The sequence below is a fragment of the Pseudomonas oryzihabitans NBRC 102199 genome, from assembly GCF_000730625.1.
Lineage (GTDB): Bacteria > Pseudomonadota > Gammaproteobacteria > Pseudomonadales > Pseudomonadaceae > Chryseomonas > Chryseomonas oryzihabitans.
This window is the reverse complement of the sequence record NZ_BBIT01000005.1, coordinates 676502-698963: the sequence shown is the minus strand read 5'-3', so window position 1 is coordinate 698963 and position 22462 is coordinate 676502. Positions and strand designations below refer to the sequence as shown.

General features: G+C 65.0%; 14 protein-coding genes. 8 read left to right on the top strand and 6 right to left on the bottom strand.

The genetic code is table 11. The features are described from left to right. Nucleotides 1-776 precede the first annotated feature (776 nt). From POR01S_RS09470 to thiI, 3 genes are all read right to left on the bottom strand, one after another. The gene (locus POR01S_RS09470) at nt 777-1166 is read right to left on the bottom strand and encodes a lysozyme inhibitor LprI family protein (protein ID WP_027598213.1); all 390 of its coding nucleotides are present in this window, start codon (nt 1164-1166) and stop codon (nt 777-779) included. Between the two features lie 146 nt (nt 1167-1312). After that, complete coding sequence (gene typA, locus POR01S_RS09465; RefSeq protein WP_027598212.1) at nt 1313-3130, bottom strand: translational GTPase TypA; 1818 nt, start codon at nt 3128-3130, stop codon at nt 1313-1315. A gap of 157 nt (nt 3131-3287) precedes the next feature. Further along, on the bottom strand, nt 3288-4742 hold the full coding sequence (gene thiI / locus POR01S_RS09460) for a tRNA uracil 4-sulfurtransferase ThiI (protein WP_042135341.1): 1455 nt from the start codon (nt 4740-4742) through the stop codon (nt 3288-3290). Nucleotides 4743-5127: 385 nt separating this feature from the next. Here thiI and glnA point away from each other — a divergent pair, with 385 nt between their 5' ends. The 5 genes from glnA (at nt 5128) to ntrC (ending at nt 10530) form a co-directional block, all read left to right on the top strand. After that, nucleotides 5128-6534, top strand: a complete 1407-nt coding sequence (glnA, locus tag POR01S_RS09455) for a glutamate--ammonia ligase (RefSeq protein WP_042135339.1) — start codon at nt 5128-5130, stop codon at nt 6532-6534. 160 nt (nt 6535-6694) lie between these two features. Next, entirely contained in the window at nt 6695-7213 is a 519-nt protein-coding gene (locus tag POR01S_RS09450) for a DUF4124 domain-containing protein (RefSeq protein ID WP_042135337.1), read from the top strand. Then, entirely contained in the window at nt 7213-7851 is a 639-nt protein-coding gene (locus tag POR01S_RS09445; RefSeq protein WP_027600333.1) for a DUF4124 domain-containing protein, read from the top strand. The genes POR01S_RS09450 and POR01S_RS09445 overlap by 1 nt, the downstream gene beginning before the upstream one ends. A gap of 171 nt (nt 7852-8022) precedes the next feature. Beyond that, nucleotides 8023-9087, top strand: a complete 1065-nt coding sequence (gene glnL, locus POR01S_RS09440; protein WP_007161315.1) for a nitrogen regulation protein NR(II) — start codon at nt 8023-8025, stop codon at nt 9085-9087. A gap of 12 nt (nt 9088-9099) precedes the next feature. Continuing rightward, nucleotides 9100-10530 (top strand): nitrogen regulation protein NR(I), encoded by a 1431-nt coding sequence (gene ntrC / locus POR01S_RS09435; protein WP_042135334.1) that lies wholly within the window; start codon nt 9100-9102, stop codon nt 10528-10530. Nucleotides 10531-11639: 1109 nt separating this feature from the next. Here ntrC and POR01S_RS09430 read toward each other — a convergent pair. Further along, complete coding sequence (locus POR01S_RS09430) at nt 11640-12197, bottom strand: hypothetical protein (RefSeq protein ID WP_042135332.1); 558 nt, start codon at nt 12195-12197, stop codon at nt 11640-11642. Between the two features lie 72 nt (nt 12198-12269). Here POR01S_RS09430 and POR01S_RS09425 point away from each other — a divergent pair, with 72 nt between their 5' ends. Both POR01S_RS09425 and POR01S_RS09420 read left to right on the top strand, forming a co-directional pair. Continuing rightward, on the top strand, nt 12270-12737 hold the full coding sequence (locus POR01S_RS09425) for a tRNA (cytidine(34)-2'-O)-methyltransferase (RefSeq protein ID WP_007161318.1): 468 nt from the start codon (nt 12270-12272) through the stop codon (nt 12735-12737). Between the two features lie 76 nt (nt 12738-12813). Next, nucleotides 12814-15162, top strand: coding sequence for an FdhF/YdeP family oxidoreductase (locus POR01S_RS09420; protein WP_222932059.1), 2349 nt, complete (start codon nt 12814-12816; stop codon nt 15160-15162). Nucleotides 15163-15445: 283 nt separating this feature from the next. On the opposite strand, the gene putA is transcribed toward POR01S_RS09420, so the two are convergent. After that, on the bottom strand, nt 15446-19414 hold the full coding sequence (putA, locus tag POR01S_RS09415; protein ID WP_042135330.1) for a trifunctional transcriptional regulator/proline dehydrogenase/L-glutamate gamma-semialdehyde dehydrogenase: 3969 nt from the start codon (nt 19412-19414) through the stop codon (nt 15446-15448). 267 nt (nt 19415-19681) lie between these two features. Continuing rightward, nucleotides 19682-20674: an LLM class oxidoreductase gene (locus tag POR01S_RS09410; RefSeq protein WP_042135328.1), complete on the bottom strand. Its 993-nt coding sequence runs from the start codon at nt 20672-20674 to the stop codon at nt 19682-19684. Nucleotides 20675-21168: 494 nt separating this feature from the next. Between POR01S_RS09410 and POR01S_RS09405 the strand changes: the two genes are divergently transcribed. Continuing rightward, nucleotides 21169-22431: a HAMP domain-containing methyl-accepting chemotaxis protein gene (locus POR01S_RS09405; RefSeq protein ID WP_255211817.1), complete on the top strand. Its 1263-nt coding sequence runs from the start codon at nt 21169-21171 to the stop codon at nt 22429-22431. The last annotated feature ends 31 nt before the right edge of the window (nt 22432-22462 follow it).

The following is a 22462-nucleotide window of genomic DNA, read 5'->3' as shown; positions in this document are numbered from 1 at the left end:
CGCGTCAGGGCGTGTGGCCCCACGCTAGACGGTTTTTGTGACGTTGTATCTGGGTGTAAACAAAAACCTGGAAGACATTTGTTTGGCTTGAACGGCAGGTCAGAGGGCTGTCGGCAATTCGACCGGAGCGGCCTGCCATGACTGTCGAGTCTGCTGGTCAATCCGTGGCGACGCTCATCGGGACGATGAGGCTGATCGCCCGCTCGGATAGCCCCCTCTCCCCCGGGGAGAGGGTTGGGGTGAGGGCCCTGGCAGCGAGCCCAGTGGAAAAGGCTGCGCCGTTTTCCAGGCTACGATTTTCTCCGGAGCGATGACGCCAAGCGCCCGTTCGAATAGCCCCCTCTCCCCAGGGGAGAGTGTTGGGGTGAGGGTCCTGGTAGCGAGCCCAGCGGAAAAGGCTGCGCCGTTTTCCACGCTACGGTTTTCTCCGGAGCGATGACGCCGAGCGCCCGTTCGAATAGCCCCCTCTCCCCAGGGGAGAGTGTTGGGGTGAGGGCCCTGGCAGCGAGCCCAGTGGAAAAGGCTGCGCCGTTTTCCAGGCTACGGTTTCATCCGGAGCGATGACACCGAGCGCCCACTCGGATGGCCCCCTCTCCCCTGGGGAGAGGGTTGGGGTGAGGGCCCTGGCAGCGAGCCCAGTGGAAAAGGCTGCGCCGGTTTCCAGGCTACGATTTTCTCCGGAGCGATGACGCCAAGCGCCCGTTCCGGATAGCCCCCTCTCCCCCCGGGAGAGGGTTGGGGTGAGGGAACGGCGCGCCCCTATCCCGCCAGCTACCTCACTGCCCCAGCTTGCCCGCCTCGCAACCGGTGCTGGCGCATTCGCGCAGGCGCTCCTTGAGCACCTCCAGACGGCTGTCGGTCAGGCTGACGGCGCAATCCAGGTTGACGAAGTAGCCATCGGCTTCCTCGCGGGCGCACTGGCTGTCGCGCTGCTTGATCCAGGCCAACTGGCTCTGTTTGAGCACGGCCTGCTGATCGGCCGGCAGCTGCTTACGCAACTCGCCATAGGTCTGGTTCAGCGACTTGTCGCTCTGGGCGAACAGGTTGCTGGCGCAGTAGACGGTATCGAAGGCATTGCGCGGCGTGCCGCAACCGGCGGCCTGGGCCGTGGCGAAAACGCTGAGACCGCTCAGGGTCAGGGCGGCGGCGAGGGTAGTCTTGAGCATGGCAGCATCCTGCAGAAGGGGCCGTCCCGAATGGCGCGGCCGTGGGATAAACGCTAGCAGAGCCGCCAGTCGTGCGCGTAGCAGGCTCTGAAAAACCGGCAACAAAAAAGCGCCCGAAGGCGCTTTCCTGCATCACCCGGACGGGATCAGACCTTGGAACGCTCGAAGCGCTTGCGGTCGTTTTCGTTCAGGAACTTCTTGCGCAGACGGATGGACTTGGGCGTCACTTCCACCAGCTCGTCGTCGGCGATGAATTCCAGCGCCTGTTCGAGGGTGAACTTGATCGGCGGCACCAGGGCGATGACTTCGTCCTTGCCCGAGGCGCGCATGTTGTCCAGCTTCTTGCCCTTGGTGGGGTTGAGCACCAGGTCGTTGTCACGGCTGTTGATGCCGCACAGCTGGCCTTCGTAGATCTCGTCGCCCGGAGCCAGGAACAGCTTGCCGCGGCTCTGCAGGGTTTCCAGCGAGTAGGTCAGGGCGGTACCGGTGGCCATGGACACCAGCACGCCGTTCTGACGGTTGCTCACTTCGCCGGCCTTGATCGGGCCGTAGTGGCTGAAGGTCGAGGTCAGGATGCCGCTGCCCGAGGTCAGGGTCAGGAAGTTGTTGCGGAAGCCGATCAGGCCACGCGCCGGGATGGTGTATTCCAGGCGGATACGGCCCTTGCCGTCGGGGATCATGTTGGTCAGATCGCCCTTGCGCAGACCCATCTGCTCCATCACCGAGCCCTGGTGCTGCTCTTCGATGTCGATGGTGACGTTCTCGTAGGGCTCCTGCTTCTCGCCGTCCTTCTCGATGATCACCACTTCCGGACGGCCCACGGCCATCTCGAAGCCTTCGCGGCGCATGTTCTCGATCAGTACCGACAGGTGCAGCTCGCCACGCCCGGAGACCTTGAACTTCTCGGCGGACTCGCCCGGCTCGACGCGCAGGGCCACGTTGTGCAGCAGTTCCTTGTCCAGACGGTCTTTGATGTTGCGGCTGGTGACGAACTTGCCTTCACGACCGGCGAACGGCGAGTCGTTGACCTGGAAGGTCATGCTCACGGTGGGCTGGTCGACGGTCAGCGGCGGGCGGGCTTCGACGTTCTGCGGATCGCACAGGGTGTCGGAGATGAACAGCTCGTCCATGCCCGAGACGCAGACGATGTCGCCGGCTTCGGCTTCGGCCACTTCCACGCGCTGCAGGCCGGAGTGGCCCATGATCTTGAGGATACGACCGTTGCGCTTGCTGCCGTCGTCGCTGATGGCCACCACCGGGGTGTTGGCCTTGATGCGGCCACGGGCGATACGGCCGATGCCGATCACGCCGAGGAAGCTGTTGTAGTCCAGCTGGGAAATCTGCATCTGGAAGGGACCGTCCAGATCGACCTGGGGAGCCGGTACGTGGTCGACGATGGCCTGGAACAGGGCATCCATGTTGTCGTCCATCTTCTCGTGGTCCAGACCGGCGATGCCGTTCAGGGCGCTGGCGTAGACGATCGGGAAGTCCAGCTGCTCATCGGTGGCGCCGAGGTTGTCGAACAGGTCGAAGATCTGGTCGATGACCCAGTCCGGACGCGCGCCGGGACGGTCGATCTTGTTGACCACCACGATCGGACGCAGACCGGCCTTGAACGCCTTCTGGGTCACGAAGCGGGTCTGCGGCATGGGGCCGTCCTGGGCGTCGACCACCAGCAGCACGGAGTCGACCATGGACATCACGCGCTCCACCTCGCCACCGAAGTCGGCGTGGCCGGGGGTGTCGACGATGTTGATGTTGTAGTCCTTCCACTTCAGCGCGGTGTTCTTGGCCAGGATGGTGATGCCGCGTTCCTTTTCCTGGTCGTTGCTGTCCATCACCCGCTCGTTTTCCGCTTCTTTGCGGTCCAGGGTGCCGGACAGGCGCAGCAGCTTGTCGACGAGGGTGGTCTTGCCATGGTCGACGTGCGCGATGATGGCGATGTTGCGTAGATTCTCGATCACAGTGGTGTTCTCGGTATAGAAATGAAGGAGCTTCAGCCAGCAGGCTGACAGCCGGAGATTGCAAAGGCGCGAAACGCGGCCGACCGGTACGTGGCCGGAGGGCTAGAAGAGGTCGGGAGGGCGGTGGCGGATACTGCCACCCAGCAGGCCCGGCTGCTTAGGCCGGACGATAAACGCGCACATTGGCGTGCCCTTCGGTGAGCAGGTGATGGGCGTGCAGCCGGCTCATCACCCCGCGGTCGCAATAGAGTAGGTACTGGCGATTCTCGTCCAGTTCCTTGAAACGGCTGTTCAGCGCGAAGAACGGCATGGCCTGCACCTCGATGCCGGGCAGCTCCAGCGGCTGGTCTTCCTGGGCATCGGGATGGCGGATGTCCACCACGATCTGACCTGGCAAGGGCTGTGCCAGCTCTTCGACCTGCACGTCCTTGCCCAGCTCTTCGATCACCTTGTCGACGGTGATGAAGCGCGCACGTTCCAGGGCGGCGTCGAGCACCGCCAGGTCGAACTTGCCTTCCTCGTGGTCCACCCGCAGGGCCTTGGCCTTGGTGGTGGGATTCACCGAGATGATGCCGCAGTATTCGGGCATGTGCTTGGCGAAGTCGGCGGTGCCGATGCGCTGGGCGGTATCGATGATGTCCTGCTTGTGGCTGGCCAGCAGCGGGCGTAGCACCAGGGTATCGGTGGCCTTGTCGATCACCGCCAGGTTGGTCAGGGTCTGGCTGGAGACCTGGGAGACGGCTTCGCCGGTCACCAGCGCCTCGATCTGCAGCTGTTCGGCGATGCGACTGGCCGCGCGCAGCATCATGCGCTTGAGGATGACCCCCATGTGGCTGTCGTCGCACTGGGTGAGGATCTGCCCCACCACTTCCTCGAAGGGCACGCTGATGAACAGCACGCGCTGGGAACGCCCGTACTTCTCCCAGAGATAGTGGGCCACTTCCATCACGCCCAGCTCGTGGGCGCGCCCGCCGAGATTGAAGAAGCAGAAATGGCTGACCATGCCGCGTCTCATCATCTGGTAGGCGGCCACGGTGGAGTCGAATCCCCCGGACATCAGCACCAGCACCTGTTCCAGCGCGCCGAGCGGATAGCCGCCCAGCCCTTCGTGGTGCTCGTCGATGATGAACAGCTGCTGGTCGCGGATCTCCAGGCGAACGTTCACCTCGGGATTCTTCAGGGCGATGCCGGCGCCGCCGCAGCGTTCGCGCAGGCCACCACCGACATGGCGCTCCACATCCATCGAGGAGAAGTCATGGCGGCCGGCGCGCTTGCAGCGCACCGAGAACACCTTGCCGCGCACGCGCTCGCCGAAGTGGCGTACGCACAACTCGAGAATCGAATCGAAATCGCCCAGCGGATACTCGTGCACCTCGAGGAACTGGCCGATGCCCGGGGTGCAGGCCAGGCGCTGCTTCATTTCCGCCAGCAGCCGCGGCTCGTCGAGCGCGGTCTCCAGGGTGATGTTGTCCCACACCCCTTCCACGCGGACATCCGGATCCAGATCGCGCAGCACGACACGAATGTTCTTCACCAGCTGGCGAATGAAATTCTTGCGCACCGGGCGACTCTTGATGGTGATTTCCGGAAAGACCTTGATGATGAGCTTCATGAGCGGGAAACGGGAGGCGGGCAACGCGAAAGAAAAGGGCGAATATGATACCTGAAAACCACCCGGCACTCGAATTCGCCCGACAAAATCACCCAATGCGCCATTAAGGTGCATCCGCCGAATTAAGCGCACCAAATTCGTGCCTGAATACGGCCTCCATTGACCTGAAAACGGCACGACAGGCGCCAGGACGGCCCTCCAGCCCATTTAGGGGCACTGGCATACAACTTGCTCTCTTGTGAGGCAGCCGCCCCTGGGCCAGCATAGGGCGCTTTTCGTGGAACGCCGGTCGCTGACCAGGCAGTACGGGAGCGCCCCTCAAGGGCACAGCTGATACCGGGAGTACCGCCAACCGCTCCCGGCCGAAATTCCTCTGGAGGAAACCATGTCGAAGGCTGTTCAACTGATCAAAGAAAACGACGTGAAGTGGGTAGACCTGCGCTTCACCGACACCAAAGGCAAGCAGCAACACGTCACCATGCCGGCGCGTGACGCGCTGGACGAAGACTTCTTCGCCCACGGCAAGATGTTCGACGGCTCCTCCATCGCCGGCTGGAAAGGCATCGAAGCCTCCGACATGATCCTGCTGCCCGACGACAGCACCGCCGTTCTGGATCCCTTCACCGAAGAGCCGACCCTGATCCTGGTCTGCGACATCATCGAACCCTCCACCATGCAGCCCTACGAGCGCGACCCCCGCGGTATCGCCCGTGCTGCCGAGGAATACCTGAAGTCCACCGGCATCGGCGACACCGTGTTCGTCGGCCCGGAGCCCGAGTTCTTCATCTTCGACGAAGTGAAGTTCAAGTCGGACATCTCCGGCTCCATGTTCAAGATCTTCTCCGAGCAGGCTTCCTGGAACACCGATGCCGACTTCGAGTCCGGCAACAAGGGCCACCGTCCGGACGTCAAGGGCGGCTACTTCCCGGTACCGCCGGTCGATCACGACCACGAAATCCGTACAGCCATGTGCAACGCCCTGGAAGAAATGGGCCTGGTCGTGGAAGTCCACCACCACGAAGTGGCGACCGCTGGCCAGAACGAGATCGGTGTGCAGTTCAACACCCTGGTCAAGAAGGCCGACGAGACCCAGACCCTGAAGTACGTCGTGCACAACGTGGCCGATGCCTACGGCAAGACCGCCACCTTCATGCCCAAGCCTCTGTACGGCGACAACGGCTCCGGCATGCACGTGCACATGTCCATCTCCAAGGATGGCAAGAACACCTTCGCCGGCGAAGGCTATGCCGGCCTGTCCGATACCGCCCTGTACTTCATCGGCGGCATCATCAAGCACGGCAAGGCGCTGAACGGCTTCACCAACCCGTCCACCAACAGCTACAAGCGTCTGGTGCCCGGCTTCGAAGCCCCGGTCATGCTGGCCTACTCGGCCCGTAACCGCTCCGCCTCCATCCGTATCCCCTATGTGTCGAGCCCGAAAGCCCGCCGCATCGAGGCCCGCTTCCCGGATCCGGCTGCCAACCCCTACCTGTGCTTCGCTGCCCTGCTGATGGCCGGCCTGGACGGTATCCAGAACAAGATCCACCCCGGCGATGCCGCCGACAAGAACCTGTACGATCTGCCGCCGGAAGAAGGCAAGAAGATCCCGCAGGTCTGCGGCAGCCTGAAGGAAGCCCTGGAAGCCCTGGACGCCGGTCGCGCGTTCCTGACCAAGGGCGGCGTCTTCACCGACGAGTTCATCGATGCCTACATCGAGCTGAAGTCCGAGGAAGAGATCAAGGTGCGTACCTTCGTGCACCCGCTGGAATACGACCTGTACTACAGCGTCTGATCCCGCTGCAGTAAGGTAAAGAGGCCTCCTTCGGGAGGCCTTTTCTTTTGCCCTGGGAAAACCGCCGCGACCGACGCCCGGGCACAGCGGCCAGGTTGCCTACCTGTGCACCGGGCGCGCCTGCTACCCTTGATCTCCACTGCCCGGCCGAGATTCCGCCATGCCTCGCCTGCTTGCCTGCTGTCTGCTCTGCCTCGCCTGCTCCGCCCAGGCCGCGATCTACAAGTCGGTGGATGCCGAAGGCAACACGGTGTTCAGCGACCAGCCCTCGGCCAATGCCAAGCCGGTGCAGGTGGCACCCACCAATACCGTGGACAATCCACGGCCGGCGCTGCCCATCCCCAGTGCGCCTGCGGCGGCGACGCCCGCCGGCCCGGCCTTCAGCCGCCTGGAGGTCAACGTGCCCGACGATGAGGCCATCCGCGCCAACAACGGCACCTTCTCGGTGGGCGTATCCCTGGAACCGGCCCTGGGTGCGGGGCAGTCGCTGCAATTGCTGGTGGACGGCGCCCCCTACGGCAGCCCCGGCCAGAGCACCCGCTTCGGCGTGGCCAACCTGGATCGCGGCGAGCACCGTTTCGCGGCCCAGGTGCTGTCCGGCAACGGCGAGGTGGTCCAGACCAGTGCCGAGAAGACCGTGACCGTGCAGCGCATCAGCGTCAACAGCCCGGCCCGCTGATGCGCGCGCTCCTGACCCTGCTGCTGCTCTGCCTGCTGCTCCCCGCCCAGGCAGCGGTCTACAGCTATGTCGACAAGGAAGGCAATCGGGTCTACACCGACCAGCCGCCCAAGGGCGTCAAGGCGACCCAGGTGCCGATCACGGTGCCCAACAACCTCAATCAGCAGGGCCAGCCGACCCGCAAGCTGAGTCCGACTCCCGCCGCGCCGGTGGCCAGGACGCCCAAGGCGGCGCCCTTCCGCTACCAGATGCTGCGCATCCTGGTGCCTGAGCCCGATGCCACGGTGATCGACCAGGAAGGGCAGCTCATCGTCAGCCTGGTCAGCGAGCCGGAATTGCAGCCGGGTCACAGCTACCGCCTGCTGCTGGACGACCGGGAAGCCGGCGCCGGACGCAGTCCGGTGTTTCCCCTGGGCGGCCTGGACCGCGGCACCCACAGCCTGGTGGCGGAGATCCTCGCCGCCGATGGCAACGTACTGGAGCGGACGCCGGCGCAGCCCTTCCATCTGCGGCGCCCCTCCCTGGAGCAGAAGCGCCGCGCCCATCCCTGCAGCGACAAGGACTGGGGCAAGCGGCCGGAATGCCCGCTGGACATGAAACCGCCCGAAGCCAAGAAATCCTGGCTACCCTTCCTATAGCGCACCTTTTTGGTGCGCTTTTTGACTGTGCACCATCTTGATACAAATCCTGTGCAGCTCCGTCCGGCGTGCGGCGGCTGTTAGTGCACGTTTCAGCCATCTGCCCTAACTCGGGGCGTCTTGGTTTGCTTCTTGCATTTTCCTATCGTCCCTATAGCGCTGTGGCCCCTCATGCCTACCGACGTCATCCACCGACTCCTGCTCGACAACCTCACCACCGCAGTCATCCTGCTGGATGCGGAGTTGCGTCTGGAGTACATGAATCCGGCGGCCGAGATGCTGCTGGCCATCAGCGGCCAGCGCAGCCATGGCCAGTTCATCAGCGAGCTGTTCACCGAATCGCCCGAGGCCCTGCAGGCGCTGCGCCAGGCGGTGGACCATGCCCACCCCTTCACGAAGCGCGAGGCGCTGCTGATCTCCACCTCGGGCAACAGCCTCACGGTGGACTATGCGGTGACCCCGATCCTGGATCGCCACAACACCCTGCTGCTGCTGGAAGTCCATCCCCGTGACCGGCTGCTGCGCATCACCAAGGAAGAGGCCCAGCTCTCCAAGCAGGAGACCACCAAGCTGCTGGTGCGCGGCCTGGCCCACGAGATCAAGAATCCCCTCGGCGGCATCCGTGGCGCGGCCCAGCTGCTGGCCCGCGAGCTGCCGGAAGAGGCGCTCAAGGACTACACCAACGTCATCATCGAGGAAGCCGACCGACTGCGGAATCTGGTCGATCGCATGCTCGGCTCCAACAAGCTGCCTAAGCTGGCCATCACCAACGTGCACGAGGTGCTCGAACGCGTCTGCAGCCTGGTGGAAGCGGAAAGCCAGGGGCTGATCAACCTGGTGCGCGACTACGACCCGAGCATTCCCGACCTGATGATCGACCGCGAGCAGATGATCCAGGCGGTGCTCAACATCGTGCGCAACGCCATGCAGGCCATCTCCCAGCAGAACGAATTGCGCCTGGGCCGGGTCACCCTGAGAACCCGCACCCTGCGCCAGTTCACCATCGGCCACCACCGCCATCGCCTGGTGTGCAAGGTGGAGATCACCGACAACGGTCCGGGCATCCCCCAGGACCTGCAGGAAACCATCTTCTATCCCATGGTCAGCGGTCGCCCCGACGGCACCGGCCTCGGGCTCGCCATCACCCAGAACATCATCACCCAGCACCAGGGGCTGATCGAGTGTGAAAGCCATCCTGGCCACACCGCCTTCAGCATCTTCCTGCCGCTGGAATAACGAGGAGTACGCATGAGCCGTCAGGAGACCGTCTGGATCGTCGACGACGACCGTTCCATCCGCTGGGTCCTGGAAAAAGCCCTGCAACAGGAGGGCATGACCACCGTCGCCTTCGACAGCGCCGACAGCGTCATGACCCGCCTCGGCCGTCAGCAGCCGGACGTGGTGATCTCGGACATCCGCATGCCGGGGACCAGTGGCCTGGACCTGCTGTCGCGCATCCGCGAGATGCACCCGCGCCTGCCGGTCATCATCATGACCGCCCACTCCGACCTGGACAGCGCCGTGGCCTCCTACCAGGGCGGCGCCTTCGAATACCTGCCCAAGCCGTTCGACGTCGACGAGGCCGTGGCCCTGGTCAAGCGCGCCGGGCAGCATGCCCAGGAGCAGCAGGGCTTCGCCGAACCGGCGCACCTGACCCGCACCCCCGAGATCATCGGCGAGGCGCCGGCGATGCAGGAGGTGTTCCGCGCCATCGGCCGCCTCTCGCACTCCAACATCACCGTGCTGATCAACGGCGAATCCGGTACCGGCAAGGAACTGGTCGCCCACGCCCTGCACCGCCACAGTCCGCGCGCCGCGGCCCCTTTCATCGCCCTGAACATGGCCGCCATCCCCAAGGACCTGATGGAGTCCGAGCTGTTCGGCCACGAGAAAGGCGCCTTCACCGGCGCCGCCGCCCAGCGCCGCGGCCGCTTCGAGCAGGCCGATGGTGGCACCCTGTTCCTCGACGAGATCGGCGACATGCCGGCTGATACCCAGACCCGCCTGCTGCGGGTACTGGCCGATGGCGAGTTCTATCGCGTCGGCGGCCACACCCCGGTCAAGGTGGACGTGCGCATCATCGCCGCCACCCACCAGAACCTGGAGGGCCTGGTGCGCGAGGGCAAGTTCCGCGAGGACCTCTTCCATCGCCTCAACGTCATCCGCATCCACATCCCGCGCCTGGCCGACCGCCGCGAGGACATCCCCGCCCTCGCCCGCCACTTCCTCGCCCGCGCCGCCCAGGAGCTGGCCGTGGAGCCCAAGACCCTGCGCGGCGAGACCGAGGAATACATGAAGGGCCTGCCCTGGCAGGGCAACGTGCGCCAGCTGGAGAACACCTGCCGCTGGATCACGGTGATGGCCTCCAGCCGCGAGGTGCTGATCGACGACCTGCCGCCGGAGCTGCTCAACCAGCCCCAGGACGCCGCCCCCGCCGCCAACTGGGAACAGGCCCTGCGCCAGTGGGCCGACCAGGCCCTCACCCGCGGCCAGTCCAGCCTGCTGGACAACGCCGTGCCGGCCTTCGAACGCATCATGATCGAGACCGCCCTCAAGCACACCGCCGGTCGCCGCCGCGACGCCGCCGTCCTGCTCGGCTGGGGCCGCAATACCCTGACCCGCAAGATCAAGGAGCTGGGCATGAAGGTGGACGGACCGGATGAGGATGGGGAGGACTAGTTGTTGTAGGTTGGGCTGAGCGATAGCGAAGCCCAACGTTTCGAGTTTGGACTTATAGCTGCCCAAGCTGATTATCGCGGTTTGCTGATAGGTTTTGTTTCGCCCACCCGGGCGAGTCACTTTTTTCAAACGCGAAAAAAGTAACCAAAAACGCTGTCCCCATGTTTCGGCCCTCCGCTGCGCTCCGGGTGCCCTCGCTCCGGCGCCGTGGCAGGGGCACGGCACGAAGGGGCTTCCTGCCCCTCGCGCCTTGCTCGGCGTCCTGCCTCGCAACCCCCGCCACGACACCGGAACTCGGCCTCACTGACGGGGACGGGGCGCTAGCCTGAGACTTCGGTGTTCATAGGATTTGTAGCGTGGAAAACCGCGCAGCGTTTTCCACTGATGAGCTTGATCGAGAAAGTGGACAAGGCTTCGCCGTTGTCCACGCTACGGGCTCTTCAACCAACACTTTCAGGCTGGCGAATCGCTCCGTTCAGGAGGGCGAACGCCAGTGTCGTGGAGTGGGTCGAGCCGCATGGATGCGGCGAGAGGTCCAGATGGGCCATGGACGGCCCATCTGGACCGACCCCGGAACGGCGCTGGCGTGAGCGCACCCGCAGCGCAGCGGAGGGCCGGATGACCGGGGCAAGCGTTTTTGGTTACTTTTGTCCGGGGCGCGCAGCCGCGACTGGCAAAAGTGACTCGCCCGAGGGGGCGAAACAAGAAACATCAGCAGAATTCGATGAGCGACTATGGCACCAAGAAAGCCGAGTCTGCTGCACCGAAACGTTGGGCTTCGCTAGCGCTCAACCCAACCTGCAAAATCCCCAACACCACCTAACTCAAAACTTGGCACACCTTCTGCAACGTTCTAGGTAACTACCCTTTTGGGGACCTCGGTACAGGCAGGCTGGGGAATCCCCTCTTTTCTTCCCGAGGCCATCACCCAGTGTGATGGCCTCTTTTTTTCGTCTGCGAAAAGTGGAAAGCCGCAGGCTAGAGCGCTTTTTCTCCTCGACAAGGACGCAGGGGTCGGCAAAGGAGGACTAAGCTTCAAAACAATCCGGCTCCGCACCCCGTTCCGCTCTGGTGCAAACCAGCGGCCTTTTGCCTGATAACGGGGCATTTCAGGGTGTCAGCGGGACCTCGACGTGGAGCACCCAGTCCTCGCCGGCTTCGACGATGCGGTCGCTGGCCTGCAAGGCACCGCCCACACCGACCAGCAGCACCTTCAGGTCCTGGCCATCCTGGCGCACCGTCCAGGAAAAGCTGCCGCCCGGCCGCGCCACCCGCCCCTGGCGTTCGCCGCCGTCCCAGCGGGCGCGGGGCAGGCGCAGGCTGAGGGCGCCATCGGGGCGATAGCGTTCGTAGAACAGCGAGCGGTCGGCGGTGATCAGCAATTCGAAGCGCCCCGCCTCCTGATGAGCCTCCACCCCCAGGATGACCGGGCGGCGGGCCTCGGCCGACCAGGGATCGGGATGGGTGCGCTGGTACACCAGCTGGCCGAGGATCATGCCGAATAGCCCGGCGCCCAGGGCTGCCGAGGCCAGCCAGAGGGTCAGGCGCTGGCGCTGGCCGCGCCATTCGGCCCTGAGCAGATCGGGATCTTCCACCCGCGCCAGTTCGTCCCGGCGGGCGCGCTGTTCGCGCAGCAGCCAGTCGACCAGCCGGCGCCAGAGGTTCATCGCCCCACCCCGCTCGCGACGGCGCGACGGCGGCGCAGTACCATAGGCGCTTTGCCAGGCGCCCTGCCCTTCATGTTCGACATCATCCTCTACCAACCGGAAATTCCGCCCAATACCGGCAACGTCATTCGCCTGTGCGCCATTACCGGCTGCCGCCTGCACCTGATCGAGCCACTGGGCTTTGCGCTGGACGACAAGAAACTGCGTCGCGCCGGCTTGGACTACCACGAGTGGTCCAGCGTGCGGACCCATGCCAGCCTCGCGGCCTGTATAGCAGATTTGCAGCCGCCCCGACTGCTGGCCTTTACCACCAAGGCCAGCCATCCCTTCACCGAGATCGCCTATGCGCCGGGCGATGCCCTGCTGTTCGGTCCAGAAAGTCGCGGGCTGCCGGCCGAGGTGCTGGAGTCGCTGCCGCCCGAACAGCGGCTGCGCCTGCCGATGCTGCCCAATCGCCGCAGCCTCAATCTGTCCAATACCGTTGCCGTGGCGGTCTACGAAGGCTGGCGCCAGCTGGGCTTCGCCGCACCGCCTGGCTGACCGCCAGAACCTTCCCGCCAGACGCGTCGTCCCATGACCTACAGGCACATCGCCAGACAGTCACGTGAGGCGCACCATGAGCAAGATCGGCAAACCCAAGGTTGAACGCTATGACGCGCCCTCCGGTGGCTGGGGCTCGGCGCGTTCGGTGACCGAGATCGTCCTGCGTGAACGGGTGCCGCTCAAATCCGGTGCGCTGCTGGCCCGGCAGAACAAGCACGGTGGCTTCGCCTGCGTGAGTTGCGCCTGGGCCAAGCCGGGCAAGCCCCATCCGCTGGAATTCTGCGAGAACGGCGCCAAGGCCACTGCCTGGGAGGTCACCAGCAAGAGATGCGGACCGGAATTCTTCGCCCAGCATTCGCTCAGCGAACTGCGTGGCTGGCGCGACTATGACCTGGAAGAGGTTGGCCGGCTTACCCATCCGCTGCGCTACGACGCCGCCACCGACCGCTATCGTCCGGTGAGCTGGGCCGAGGCCTTCGCCGACATCGGCGCCGAACTCAAGGCGCTGGCGCCGGACTCGGTGATCTTCTACGCCTCGGGTCGTGCGGCGCTGGAGACCTCCTACCTTTATCAGCTCTATGCCCGCCTGTACGGCACCAACAACCTGCCGGACAGTTCCAATATGTGCCACGAGAGCACCTCGGTCGCTCTGCCCAAAAGTATTGGCGTGACCGTGGGTACCGTGACCCTGAACGACTTCGATCAGGCCGACTGCCTGCTGTTCTTTGGCCAGAATCCGGGCAGCAACAGTCCGCGGATGCTGCATGACCTGCAGGAGGCGCGCAAACGCGGCGCGCCCATCATCACCTTCAATCCCCTGCGCGAGCGCGGCCTGGAAACCTTCGTCAATCCGCAGTCGCCGGTGGAGATGCTGACTGACCAGCCCACCCAGATCAGCACCCAGTACCATCAGCTCAAGCCCGGTGGCGACACCGCGGCCCTCGCCGGTCTGTGCAAGGCCTTGCTGGCGGCCGATGATCTCGCGCGCGAACAGGGCCAACCGGCCGTGCTCGACCATGCCTTCATCGCCGAGCATTGCCACGGCTTCGCCGACTTCTGCGAGTGGTTGCAGCGCCAGGAATGGCCGCAGCTGGAGCGCCAGTCGGGGCTGACCCGCAGCGCTCTGGAAGCCGCCGCTGCCGTCTATGGTCGCTGTCAGAAGGTCATCGGCATCTATGGCATGGGGCTGACCCAGCATCGCCATGGCGTGGAAACCATCCAGATGCTGACCAACCTGCTGCTCATGCGCGGCAACATCGGCAAGCCCGGCGCCGGCATCTGCCCGGTGCGCGGGCATTCCAACGTCCAGGGCCAGCGCACCGTGGGCATCACCGAGAAGCCGGAGCTGGCGCCGCTCGAACAGCTGGGCGAGCGCTTCGGTTTCGCCCCGCCACAGGACAAGGGTCGCAATACCGTGGAAGCCTGCGAGGGCATCCTCGACGGCTCGGTGAAGGCCTTCATCAGCCTGGGCGGCAACTTTCTGCGCGCCATTCCCGAGACCAGCCTGATGGAGCCGGCCTGGCGCACCCTGCGCCTGTCGGTGCAGATCGCCACCAAGCTCAATCGCAATCATCTGGTGCCGGCGGACAAGACCTATCTGCTGCCCTGCCTGGGGCGTACCGAAATCGATCGCCAGAATGGGGTGGAACAGGCCCACAGCACCGAGGACAGTACCGGCTGCATCCACGGCTGGCGTGGCGTGGCCGAACCGCCCGAAGGCGACCTGTTGTCCGAGCCGGCCATCGTCGCCGGCCTGGCCAAAGCTACCCTGCCCGACAACCCGCAGGTCACCTGGGACGCCTGGGTCGCCGACTATGCGCTGATCCGCGACGAGATCGCGCGCTCCTTCCCGGAGATCTTCCACGACTTCAATGCGCGGATGTGGGAGGTGGGCGGTTTCCATCGCCCACTGCCGGCGGCCAAGCGTGAATGGAAGACCGACACCGGCAAGGCCAATCTCATCGTGCCGCGCAGCCTGGAAGAGGATCCGGACATGCCCGCCCGCGGGCGTGACGTCCTGACCCTGATGACGCTGCGCAGCAATGACCAGTTCAACACCACCATCTATGGCTATCACGATCGCTTTCGCGGCGTGAAGGGCACCCGTGCGGTGCTGCTGATGAATCGCAACGACATCGAACGCCTGGGCCTGGCGGAAGGCGACAAGGTGCAGGTGTCGACGGTGGCCGACGATGGCGTGCGCCGTGAGGTGGGTCCGCTGCGAGTCACGCCCTACAACATTCCGGAAGGGGCCTGTGGCGGCTACTACCCCGAATGCAACGCCCTGATCCCGCTCTGGCACCACGCCGAAGGCAGCAAGGTGCCAGCTGCCAAGGCCATCCCGGTACGCCTGAACAAACTGATCGCCGCCAACGATGGCAGCTTTCCGGTGGAACCGGAGGGGTATGGGGCGCTGTATTAGATTCTGCTATCGGAGCCAGACAGCAAGTCTGCCTGCTGGGCTTCGCTGCGCTCAACCCAACCTACGGACGTGCATTCGTAGGTTGGGTCAAGACGGCTCCACCATCCCAGCCCAACAGCCCTGGGCCTATCCCTCGCACCTCGCCCTCACCCCAACCCTCTCCCGGAGGGAGAGGGGGCATCGCGGCGCGCGTCCGTAGATTGGGTTGAAACGGCTCCACCGTCGAAGCCCAACGGATACACGAGTGTCGGGCTTCGTTGCATGCAGCTCAGCCAGCGCCTCCTCAGCCGATGGTCATCAGACTCGCATTACCACCCGCCGCTGCGGTATTCACGCTCAGGGCGCGCTCGATGAGCAGGCGCTCCAGCGGAATGGCGGTCTCGCCGCGGGCCAGGCCCTGGACGCCGACGATGGGACCATTGCGCTTGGCCACCTGCTGGCAGACCTGGCGCAGCTGATCGGAATCGCCGTGGTGCAGGACCGCCTCGAAGGCGACCTCGTCCTTGCGCCAGTCGGCCGCCACCTGAACCCGCGCGCGCACGGCTTGCGGCAGGCGCGTCAGCGTCGTCTTGTGGGCGTCCTCGACTAGGGCCGTGCTGCCCACCGCCATGACCGCCGCCAGTTGCAGCAGCAGATCGCTTTCGTCGGCCGCCAGGCACAGCACCCGGCTGCGCGGCAGCAGGCTGTAGCTGTTGCGCTCGCCGGTCGGACCCGGCAGCAGGCGGGTCAGACCGCTCAGGGATTCCTCGGCAAATCTCAGGCAGGCCTGCTCCAGCTCGCCCAGGCCCTGCTGCCTGGCCCAGTCGTGCAGGGCGCCCAGCGGATTGCCGGCCTGCTGGCGCAGGGCATCGCGCACCTGCCATTCGGTCTCGCCGGTGCTGCCCTTGGCCAGGGCCACCGCGGGATCACCATCGGGACGGGTGCTGAGCAGGCGATAGAGGTACAGCGGGCCACCGGCCTTGGGACCGGTGCCCGAGAGGCCTTCGCCGCCGAAGGGCTGCACCCCGACCACCGCGCCGACCATGTTGCGGTTGACGTAGAGGTTGCCGGCATGGGCGCGCTCCACCACCTTGGCGATGGTCTCGTCGATGCGGGTGTGCACGCCGAAGGTCAGGCCGTAGCCGGTGGCATTGATCTGGTCGATGACCTTGTCCAGGTCCTTGCGGCCATAGCGCACCACGTGGAGCACCGGGCCGAAGACCTCGCGCCCCAGTTCCGCCAGGCTCTCCAGCTCGATCAGGGTGGGCATGACGAAGGTGCCGCGGTGGATGGCATCGCCTTCGACGCGCCCGCCCTGGTGCACCCGGCGACCCTTACCGCGCAGGGTCTGGATGTGCTTGTCGATGGTGGCCTTGGCCTCGCCGTCGATCACCGGGCCGATGTCGATGGCCAGATTCTCCGGGTTACCCAGTCGGCATTCGGCCATGGCGCCCTTGAGCATTTCCAGCACGCGATCGGCCACGTCGTCCTGCACGCAGAGCACGCGCAGGGCCGAGCAGCGCTGACCGGCGCTGTCGAAGGCGGAGGCCACCACGTCGGCGACCACCTGCTCGGCCAGGGCCGAGGAGTCGACGATCATGGCGTTCTGGCCACCGGTCTCGGCGATCAGCGGAATCGGCCGGCCCTGGGCGTCCAGGCGTCCGGCGATGTTGCGCGCCAGAATCTGCGCCACCTCGGTGGAGCCGGTGAACATCACGCCCTTGACCCGCACGTCGTTGACCAGGGCGGCGCCGATGGTCGAGCCCTCGCCCGGCAGCAGTTGCAGCACGCCTTCGGGGATGCCGGCCTCCAGCAGGATACGCACGGCCTGGGCGGCGATCAGCGGGGTCTGCTCGGCCGGCTTGGCCAGCACGGTGTTGCCGGCGGCCAGGGCCGCGGCGATCTGGCCGCTGAAGATGGCCAGGGGGAAGTTCCAGGGGCTGATGCAGACCACCGGACCCAGCGGGCGGTGGCTGTCGTTGGCGAAGTCACGGCGCACCAGGGCGGCGTAGTAGCGCAGGAAGTCCACCGCCTCGCGCACCTCGGCGATGGCGTTGGCGTAGGTCTTGCCGGCCTCGCGCACCAGCAGGCCCATCAGCGGCTGGATCTGCGCCTCCATCAATTCGGCGGCGCGATCCAGGGCGGCGGCGCGCTGCTCGGGCGGCGTGGATTGCCAGATGGGTGCGGCGGCCAGGGCTTCTTCCAGGGCGATGTCGACATCGGCACGGGTGGCGTTGCTGACCTGACCGACGCGATCGCGGCGATCGGCCGGATTGAGCACCGGTTGCGCAATCGACGGCTCGCTGGCACGACCCAGCAGCGGGCGGGCTTCCCAGGCGGTGTTGCCACTGGCCAGCAGGGCCGCGGACAGCGAACCCAGGCGGTGTTCGCTGGACAGGTCCAGACCGCTGGAATTGCAGCGCTCGGCGCCGTACAGGGCGCTGGGATGGGGAATGCGCGGATGCGGCAGGCCGATGGCGCCTTCGTTGGTGGACTGCTGCTCGATCTGCACCACCGGATCGGCCACCAGCTCGTCGAGGGAGATGGAATGGTCGGCGATGCGGTTGACGAAGGAGGTGTTGGCGCCGTTTTCCAGCAGGCGGCGGACCAGGTAGGCCAGCAGCGTCTCGTGGGTGCCCACCGGGGCATAGATGCGGCACGGCCGTGCCAGCTTGCCGTCCTTGACGCTGCCCACCACCTGCTCGTACAGCGGCTCGCCCATGCCGTGCAGGCACTGGAATTCGTACTGGCCGGGGTAGTAGTTCTGCCCGCCGAGCTGGTAGATGGCCGCCAGGGTGTGGGCGTTGTGGGTGGCGAATTGCGGATAGATGGATTCCGGCGCCGCCAGGAGCTTGCGGGCGCAGGCCAGATAGGCCACGTCGGTGTAGACCTTGCGGGTATAGACCGGATAACCCTCCAGGCCTTCCACCTGGGCGCGCTTGATCTCGCTGTCCCAGTAGGCGCCCTTGACCAGCCGGATCATCAGACGCCGACGGCTGCGCTTGGCCAGGTCGATCAGGTAGTCAATCACCAGCGGGCAGCGCTTCTGGTAGGCCTGGATGACGAAGCCGATGCCGTTCCAGCCGGCCAGTTGCGGTTCGAAGGACAGGCGCTCCAGGAGATCCAGGGAGATCTCCAGGCGATCGGCTTCCTCGGCGTCGATGTTCAGGCCGATGTCGTAGCGCTTGGCCAGCAGGGTCAGTTCCAGCAGGCGCGGATAGAGCTCGCTCATCACCCGGTCGTACTGGGCGCGGCTGTAGCGCGGATGCAGTGCCGAGAGCTTGATGGAGATGCCCGGGCCCTCGTAGATGCCACGGCCATGGGAGGCCTTGCCGATGGAGTGGATGGCCTGCTCGTAGGAGGCCAGGTAGCGGCGGGCATCGGCCTCGGTCAGGGCGGCTTCGCCGAGCATGTCGTAGCTGTAGCGGAAGCCCTTCGCCTCGAACTTGCTGGCGTTGGCCAGGGCCTCGGCGATGGTCTCGCCGGTGACGAACTGCTCGCCCATGAGGCGCATGGCCATGTCCACGCCCTTGCGGATCACCGGCTCGCCGCTCTTGCCGATGAGGCGATTGAGCGAACTGGTGAGGCCGGCCTCGTTGTGGGTCGAGACCAGGCGGCCGGTCAGCAGCAGGCCCCAGGTGGCGGCGTTGACGAACAGCGAGGGGCTGTTACCCAGGTGCGGCTGCCAGTTGCCGGTGCTGATCTTGTCGCGGATCAGCGCATCGCGGGTGCCCTTGTCGGGGATGCGCAGCAGGGCTTCGGCCAGGCACATCAGGGCCACGCCTTCCTGGGACGACAGCGAGAATTCACGAAGCAGACTCTGCACCATTCCGGAGCGCCCGGTTGCACCCTTGGCATTACGCAGCTTCTCGGCGATGCGGTGAGCCAGTTCATGGGTGGCCTTGGCCTGGGCTGCCGGCAGGCGCGCCTGCTCCAGCAGCAGCGGCAGCAGCTCTTCTTCCGGCCGACGATAGGCCGCGGTGATGGCCGAGCGCAGCACCGACTGCGGCAGGATGCTCTCGGCGAATTCCAGGAACGGCTGGTAGACCGGATCGGCCAACGCCTCGACGGCTTCGTTGTCACCCTCGGCCAGGCGCTGGGCGATGCCCTGCAGATCGGCCAGGGTCGCGCCGCTTTCCAGGGTTTCCAGGTAGGTGAAGATGGCCTGCTTGATCAGCCAGTGGGGCGTCCGGTCGATACGGCGCGCCGCTTCCTTGAGGCGATCGCGGGTGGCTTCGTCGAGCTTTACGCCCAGGGTGGTGGTAGTGGCCATGCGCAGGTCCTCAAGCAAGAAGGCGTCGAAATTCGGCGCAGCTTAGCGCCGCTCGAAAGAAAAGTGCAACCAAGTGCAACCCGCAAGGTTCTACCGTCGATCCGGTTGCACCAAAAGCTGGGTAACAGAACGGAAGGTTATGCAGAGATCAGGCCAAGGGGTGCGACCCGGTTGAACCCCTACCACAGGGGAATCGCCTGCCCAGGTGACGACGACCGGGAATCGTTAGCCAGACAAGTGTTACCTGGCGCCACACCGCGACGATCGCTACGGCTGCAGGGAAGGAAACTGCGGGAGCACGAATTCGCCCAGTTCCTGGACCACTTCGCTGGCCGGACGCCGTGAGGGGCGCAGGTTGAGGGCCAGGTGATTGACGCCGGCTTCCTGCAACTGACCAAGGTAGTCCACCAACGCCCGCCGCCCGCAGGACAAGCCGGCATGGATGGGCCGAGGCGGCTGGGCCGGATCGCTGGCCAGCTCGAAGAACAGCCCCTGGGCGAAGGGCTTGAACAGCTCGCGCCCGCCGATCTCGTCCAGCGCCTCGCGCCAGACCCGCGTCAGCGCCGGAACATGTTCGGCCGGTACGAAGTAATAGAACCAGCCATCGGCCTTGGCGGCGATCCAGTCCACTGTTTGCCGACTGCGCCCGGTGACCAGCGCCGGAATGCGCCCATGCACGGGTTTGGGCACCAGATCGGCCAGCCCCTGCAGATCGCCGAAGCGGCGAAAGGCCCCCAGCGGGAAATTAGTCTCGCCGGCCAGGCGAAACATCTCGAAGGCATCGCGAAAGCGCTCGCCCCGCCGCTCGAATTCACTCTCCAGGCCGAAGGCCGGGTATTCCACCGGACGGTCGCCGGAGGCCACGCCCAGCACCAGCCGGCCATCGCTCAACTGGTCGACCGAAGCCGCCATCTTGGCCAGGTGCAGCGGATGGCGCAGGGTGATGACGGCGCTGCCGGTGGCCAGGGTCAGGTGCTGGGTGATGCCCGCCAGATAGCCGAGATAGGTGAAGGGCTCGAACACCTGGCCGGCATCGTTGAAGCCGGGATCGTAGAAGGGCACGTCGCGCGCCCAGAGCGCCGCGAAGCCCAGCTGGTCGGCCAGCCGCGCCAGGCGGGCGTGGTCGCGCAGGGTCGGCATGGGATCGTCGGGATAGCCCTCCAGTGGCAGCAGAAAGCCTAGGGTCAGGCGCCCGGGTGCGAACAGCCGCGAAAAGCCCGGATGCTGAAGAAAGGCGCGGCGACGCTCCGTGGTGGACATGGGGATTCCTTGCCGGAGAGGGAAAGCGAATGACCTTCTATGGAGTCTAGCGGCATTCCAGGGTTCGCCGGACAGTCGATGAGAGCGGCGAAGGTGTTCATCGCCGTCTGCGCGAGCGGGAGCCGCTGGCCGCCAGCGAAGAACCGTCCCGCCAAATCCCCTTCTCTCCGGATACAGGCCAGGGCCTCTGCTCCTGCCTTTTGGTCATATCTCTAAAGCCAGACTAATAAAAAGCAATCCCTCAACTAACACGGATTGTCCAAGGCCAAATTTCGACTAAAAATTCTATATATATCAATAGCGATAACAGCGAATGCCTGGAAACGAAATCACTCTTGATATTGATATATAAGAATTAGACTTACCATTATTTAAAGGTTGTAAACACCTAACTTTTTTACATTACCCTCGGCTAGAATCCGACGCCCTCCGCCCCTCTCAAACTCCGGAACTTTCCGCCGAACATTGGAAATAGCCCCATGAAGATGAGCAACATGAGTGTTCGTACGAAGCTGTTTTCCGGCTTTACCATCCTGATCATTCTGTCCCTGGCTATCGCCTATGCCGGCTGGGACGGCATCCAGGCCCTGGGCCGACGCGGCAACCTGATCGAACAGTTCACCCAAATCGGTCTACTCGCCCGCGACATGCGCAATGCCCGCAAGGATTTCGCCCTCATGCCGGAAGCCGACCAGGCCGCTCGCTGGAAAGGCGGCATCGATGCCCTCGAACAGCAACTAGAGAATGTCCGTCCACTGTTCAAACGTCCGGAAAGCACAGCACTACTGGCCCGTACCGAACAGACCCTCAGGGAATACCGCGATATCTATCAGCAGGCGCTCAAGGTGACCCAGGATCGCACCACCGCGATCCAGGACATTCGCGATACGGGCGACATGATGGACCAGCGATTGCAGGAGGCATCCAGCGCCCTGGATCGTGAGCGCGATCAAGCCAGCGCCCAGCTGCCCTCCCTGCTGGCGGCGCTGCAGCAACTGCGGATCCACTTGCACCTCTATGTGCTCAAGTCCGCCGGGCCACAACAGGAAGCCTTGCTGGCGTCCCTGACCAAGACCGGTGACGTGCTCAAGACCTTGCCTCCGACCCCGGAATTGCAGCAGCTGCCAGGACTTCTCGACGAGTACCAGCGTCAGGTCCAGCAGCTGTTCAGCGTCCAGAAGGCGTACCAGGACGTCAATCAGGGGCTCTACCAGCATATCCAGATGTTGCTCAAGACCTCCGACGAGATGAAGCAGCTACAGAGCCAGTTCCGCCTCGACGATATCCGCGAAGCCAAGCTGATGCTCTTTGGCGGGCTGCTGCTGGCGGTACTGCTCAGCCTGGTCGCGGCCTGGGTCATCACCCGCTCCATCGTGACGCCGCTGCGCCAGACCCTGGTGACCGTGGAACAGCTCGCTGCCGGCGACCTGACCGTGCAGATCGAGGCAGCGCGCAAGGACGAGATCGGCCAGTTGCAGGCGGCCATGCAGCGCATGATCGTCAATCTGAGCGACCTGATCCGCGAGCAGAAGGACGGCGTCATCCAGGTCGCCAGTGCCGCCGAAGAACTCTCCGCCGTCACCGAGCAGACGCGCGCTGGCGCCTCGGCGCAGAAGATAGAGACCGAGCAGATCGCCACCGCCATGCAGCAGATGAGCGCCACCATCAACGAGGTGGCGCGCAATGCCGAACAGGCGTCGACCACCGCCCGCGAGGCCACGCTCAAGACCCGGGAGGGTGACGAGATGGTCAACTAGGTCGCCACTCAGATTCAGAGCCTGGCCCAGG

Bases quoted from the DNA above. Each gene is read 5' to 3' on its own strand.
- POR01S_RS09470 (WP_027598213.1), bottom strand. From the start codon at position 1,166: ATGCTCAAGACTACCCTCGCCGCCGCCCTGACCCTGAGCGGTCTCAGC.
- thiI (WP_042135341.1), bottom strand. From the start codon at position 4,742: ATGAAGCTCATCATCAAGGTCTTTCCGGAAATCACCATCAAGAGTCGC.
- glnA (WP_042135339.1), top strand. From the start codon at position 5,128: ATGTCGAAGGCTGTTCAACTGATCAAAGAAAACGACGTGAAGTGGGTA.
- POR01S_RS09450 (WP_042135337.1), top strand. From the start codon at position 6,695: ATGCCTCGCCTGCTTGCCTGCTGTCTGCTCTGCCTCGCCTGCTCCGCC.
- POR01S_RS09445 (WP_027600333.1), top strand. From the start codon at position 7,213: ATGCGCGCGCTCCTGACCCTGCTGCTGCTCTGCCTGCTGCTCCCCGCC.
- glnL (WP_007161315.1), top strand. From the start codon at position 8,023: ATGCCTACCGACGTCATCCACCGACTCCTGCTCGACAACCTCACCACC.
- ntrC (WP_042135334.1), top strand. From the start codon at position 9,100: ATGAGCCGTCAGGAGACCGTCTGGATCGTCGACGACGACCGTTCCATC.
- POR01S_RS09430 (WP_042135332.1), bottom strand. From the start codon at position 12,197: ATGAACCTCTGGCGCCGGCTGGTCGACTGGCTGCTGCGCGAACAGCGC.
- POR01S_RS09425 (WP_007161318.1), top strand. From the start codon at position 12,270: ATGTTCGACATCATCCTCTACCAACCGGAAATTCCGCCCAATACCGGC.
- POR01S_RS09420 (WP_222932059.1), top strand. From the start codon at position 12,814: ATGAGCAAGATCGGCAAACCCAAGGTTGAACGCTATGACGCGCCCTCC.
- putA (WP_042135330.1), bottom strand. From the start codon at position 19,414: ATGGCCACTACCACCACCCTGGGCGTAAAGCTCGACGAAGCCACCCGC.
- POR01S_RS09410 (WP_042135328.1), bottom strand. From the start codon at position 20,674: ATGTCCACCACGGAGCGTCGCCGCGCCTTTCTTCAGCATCCGGGCTTT.
- POR01S_RS09405 (WP_255211817.1), top strand. From the start codon at position 21,169: ATGAGTGTTCGTACGAAGCTGTTTTCCGGCTTTACCATCCTGATCATT.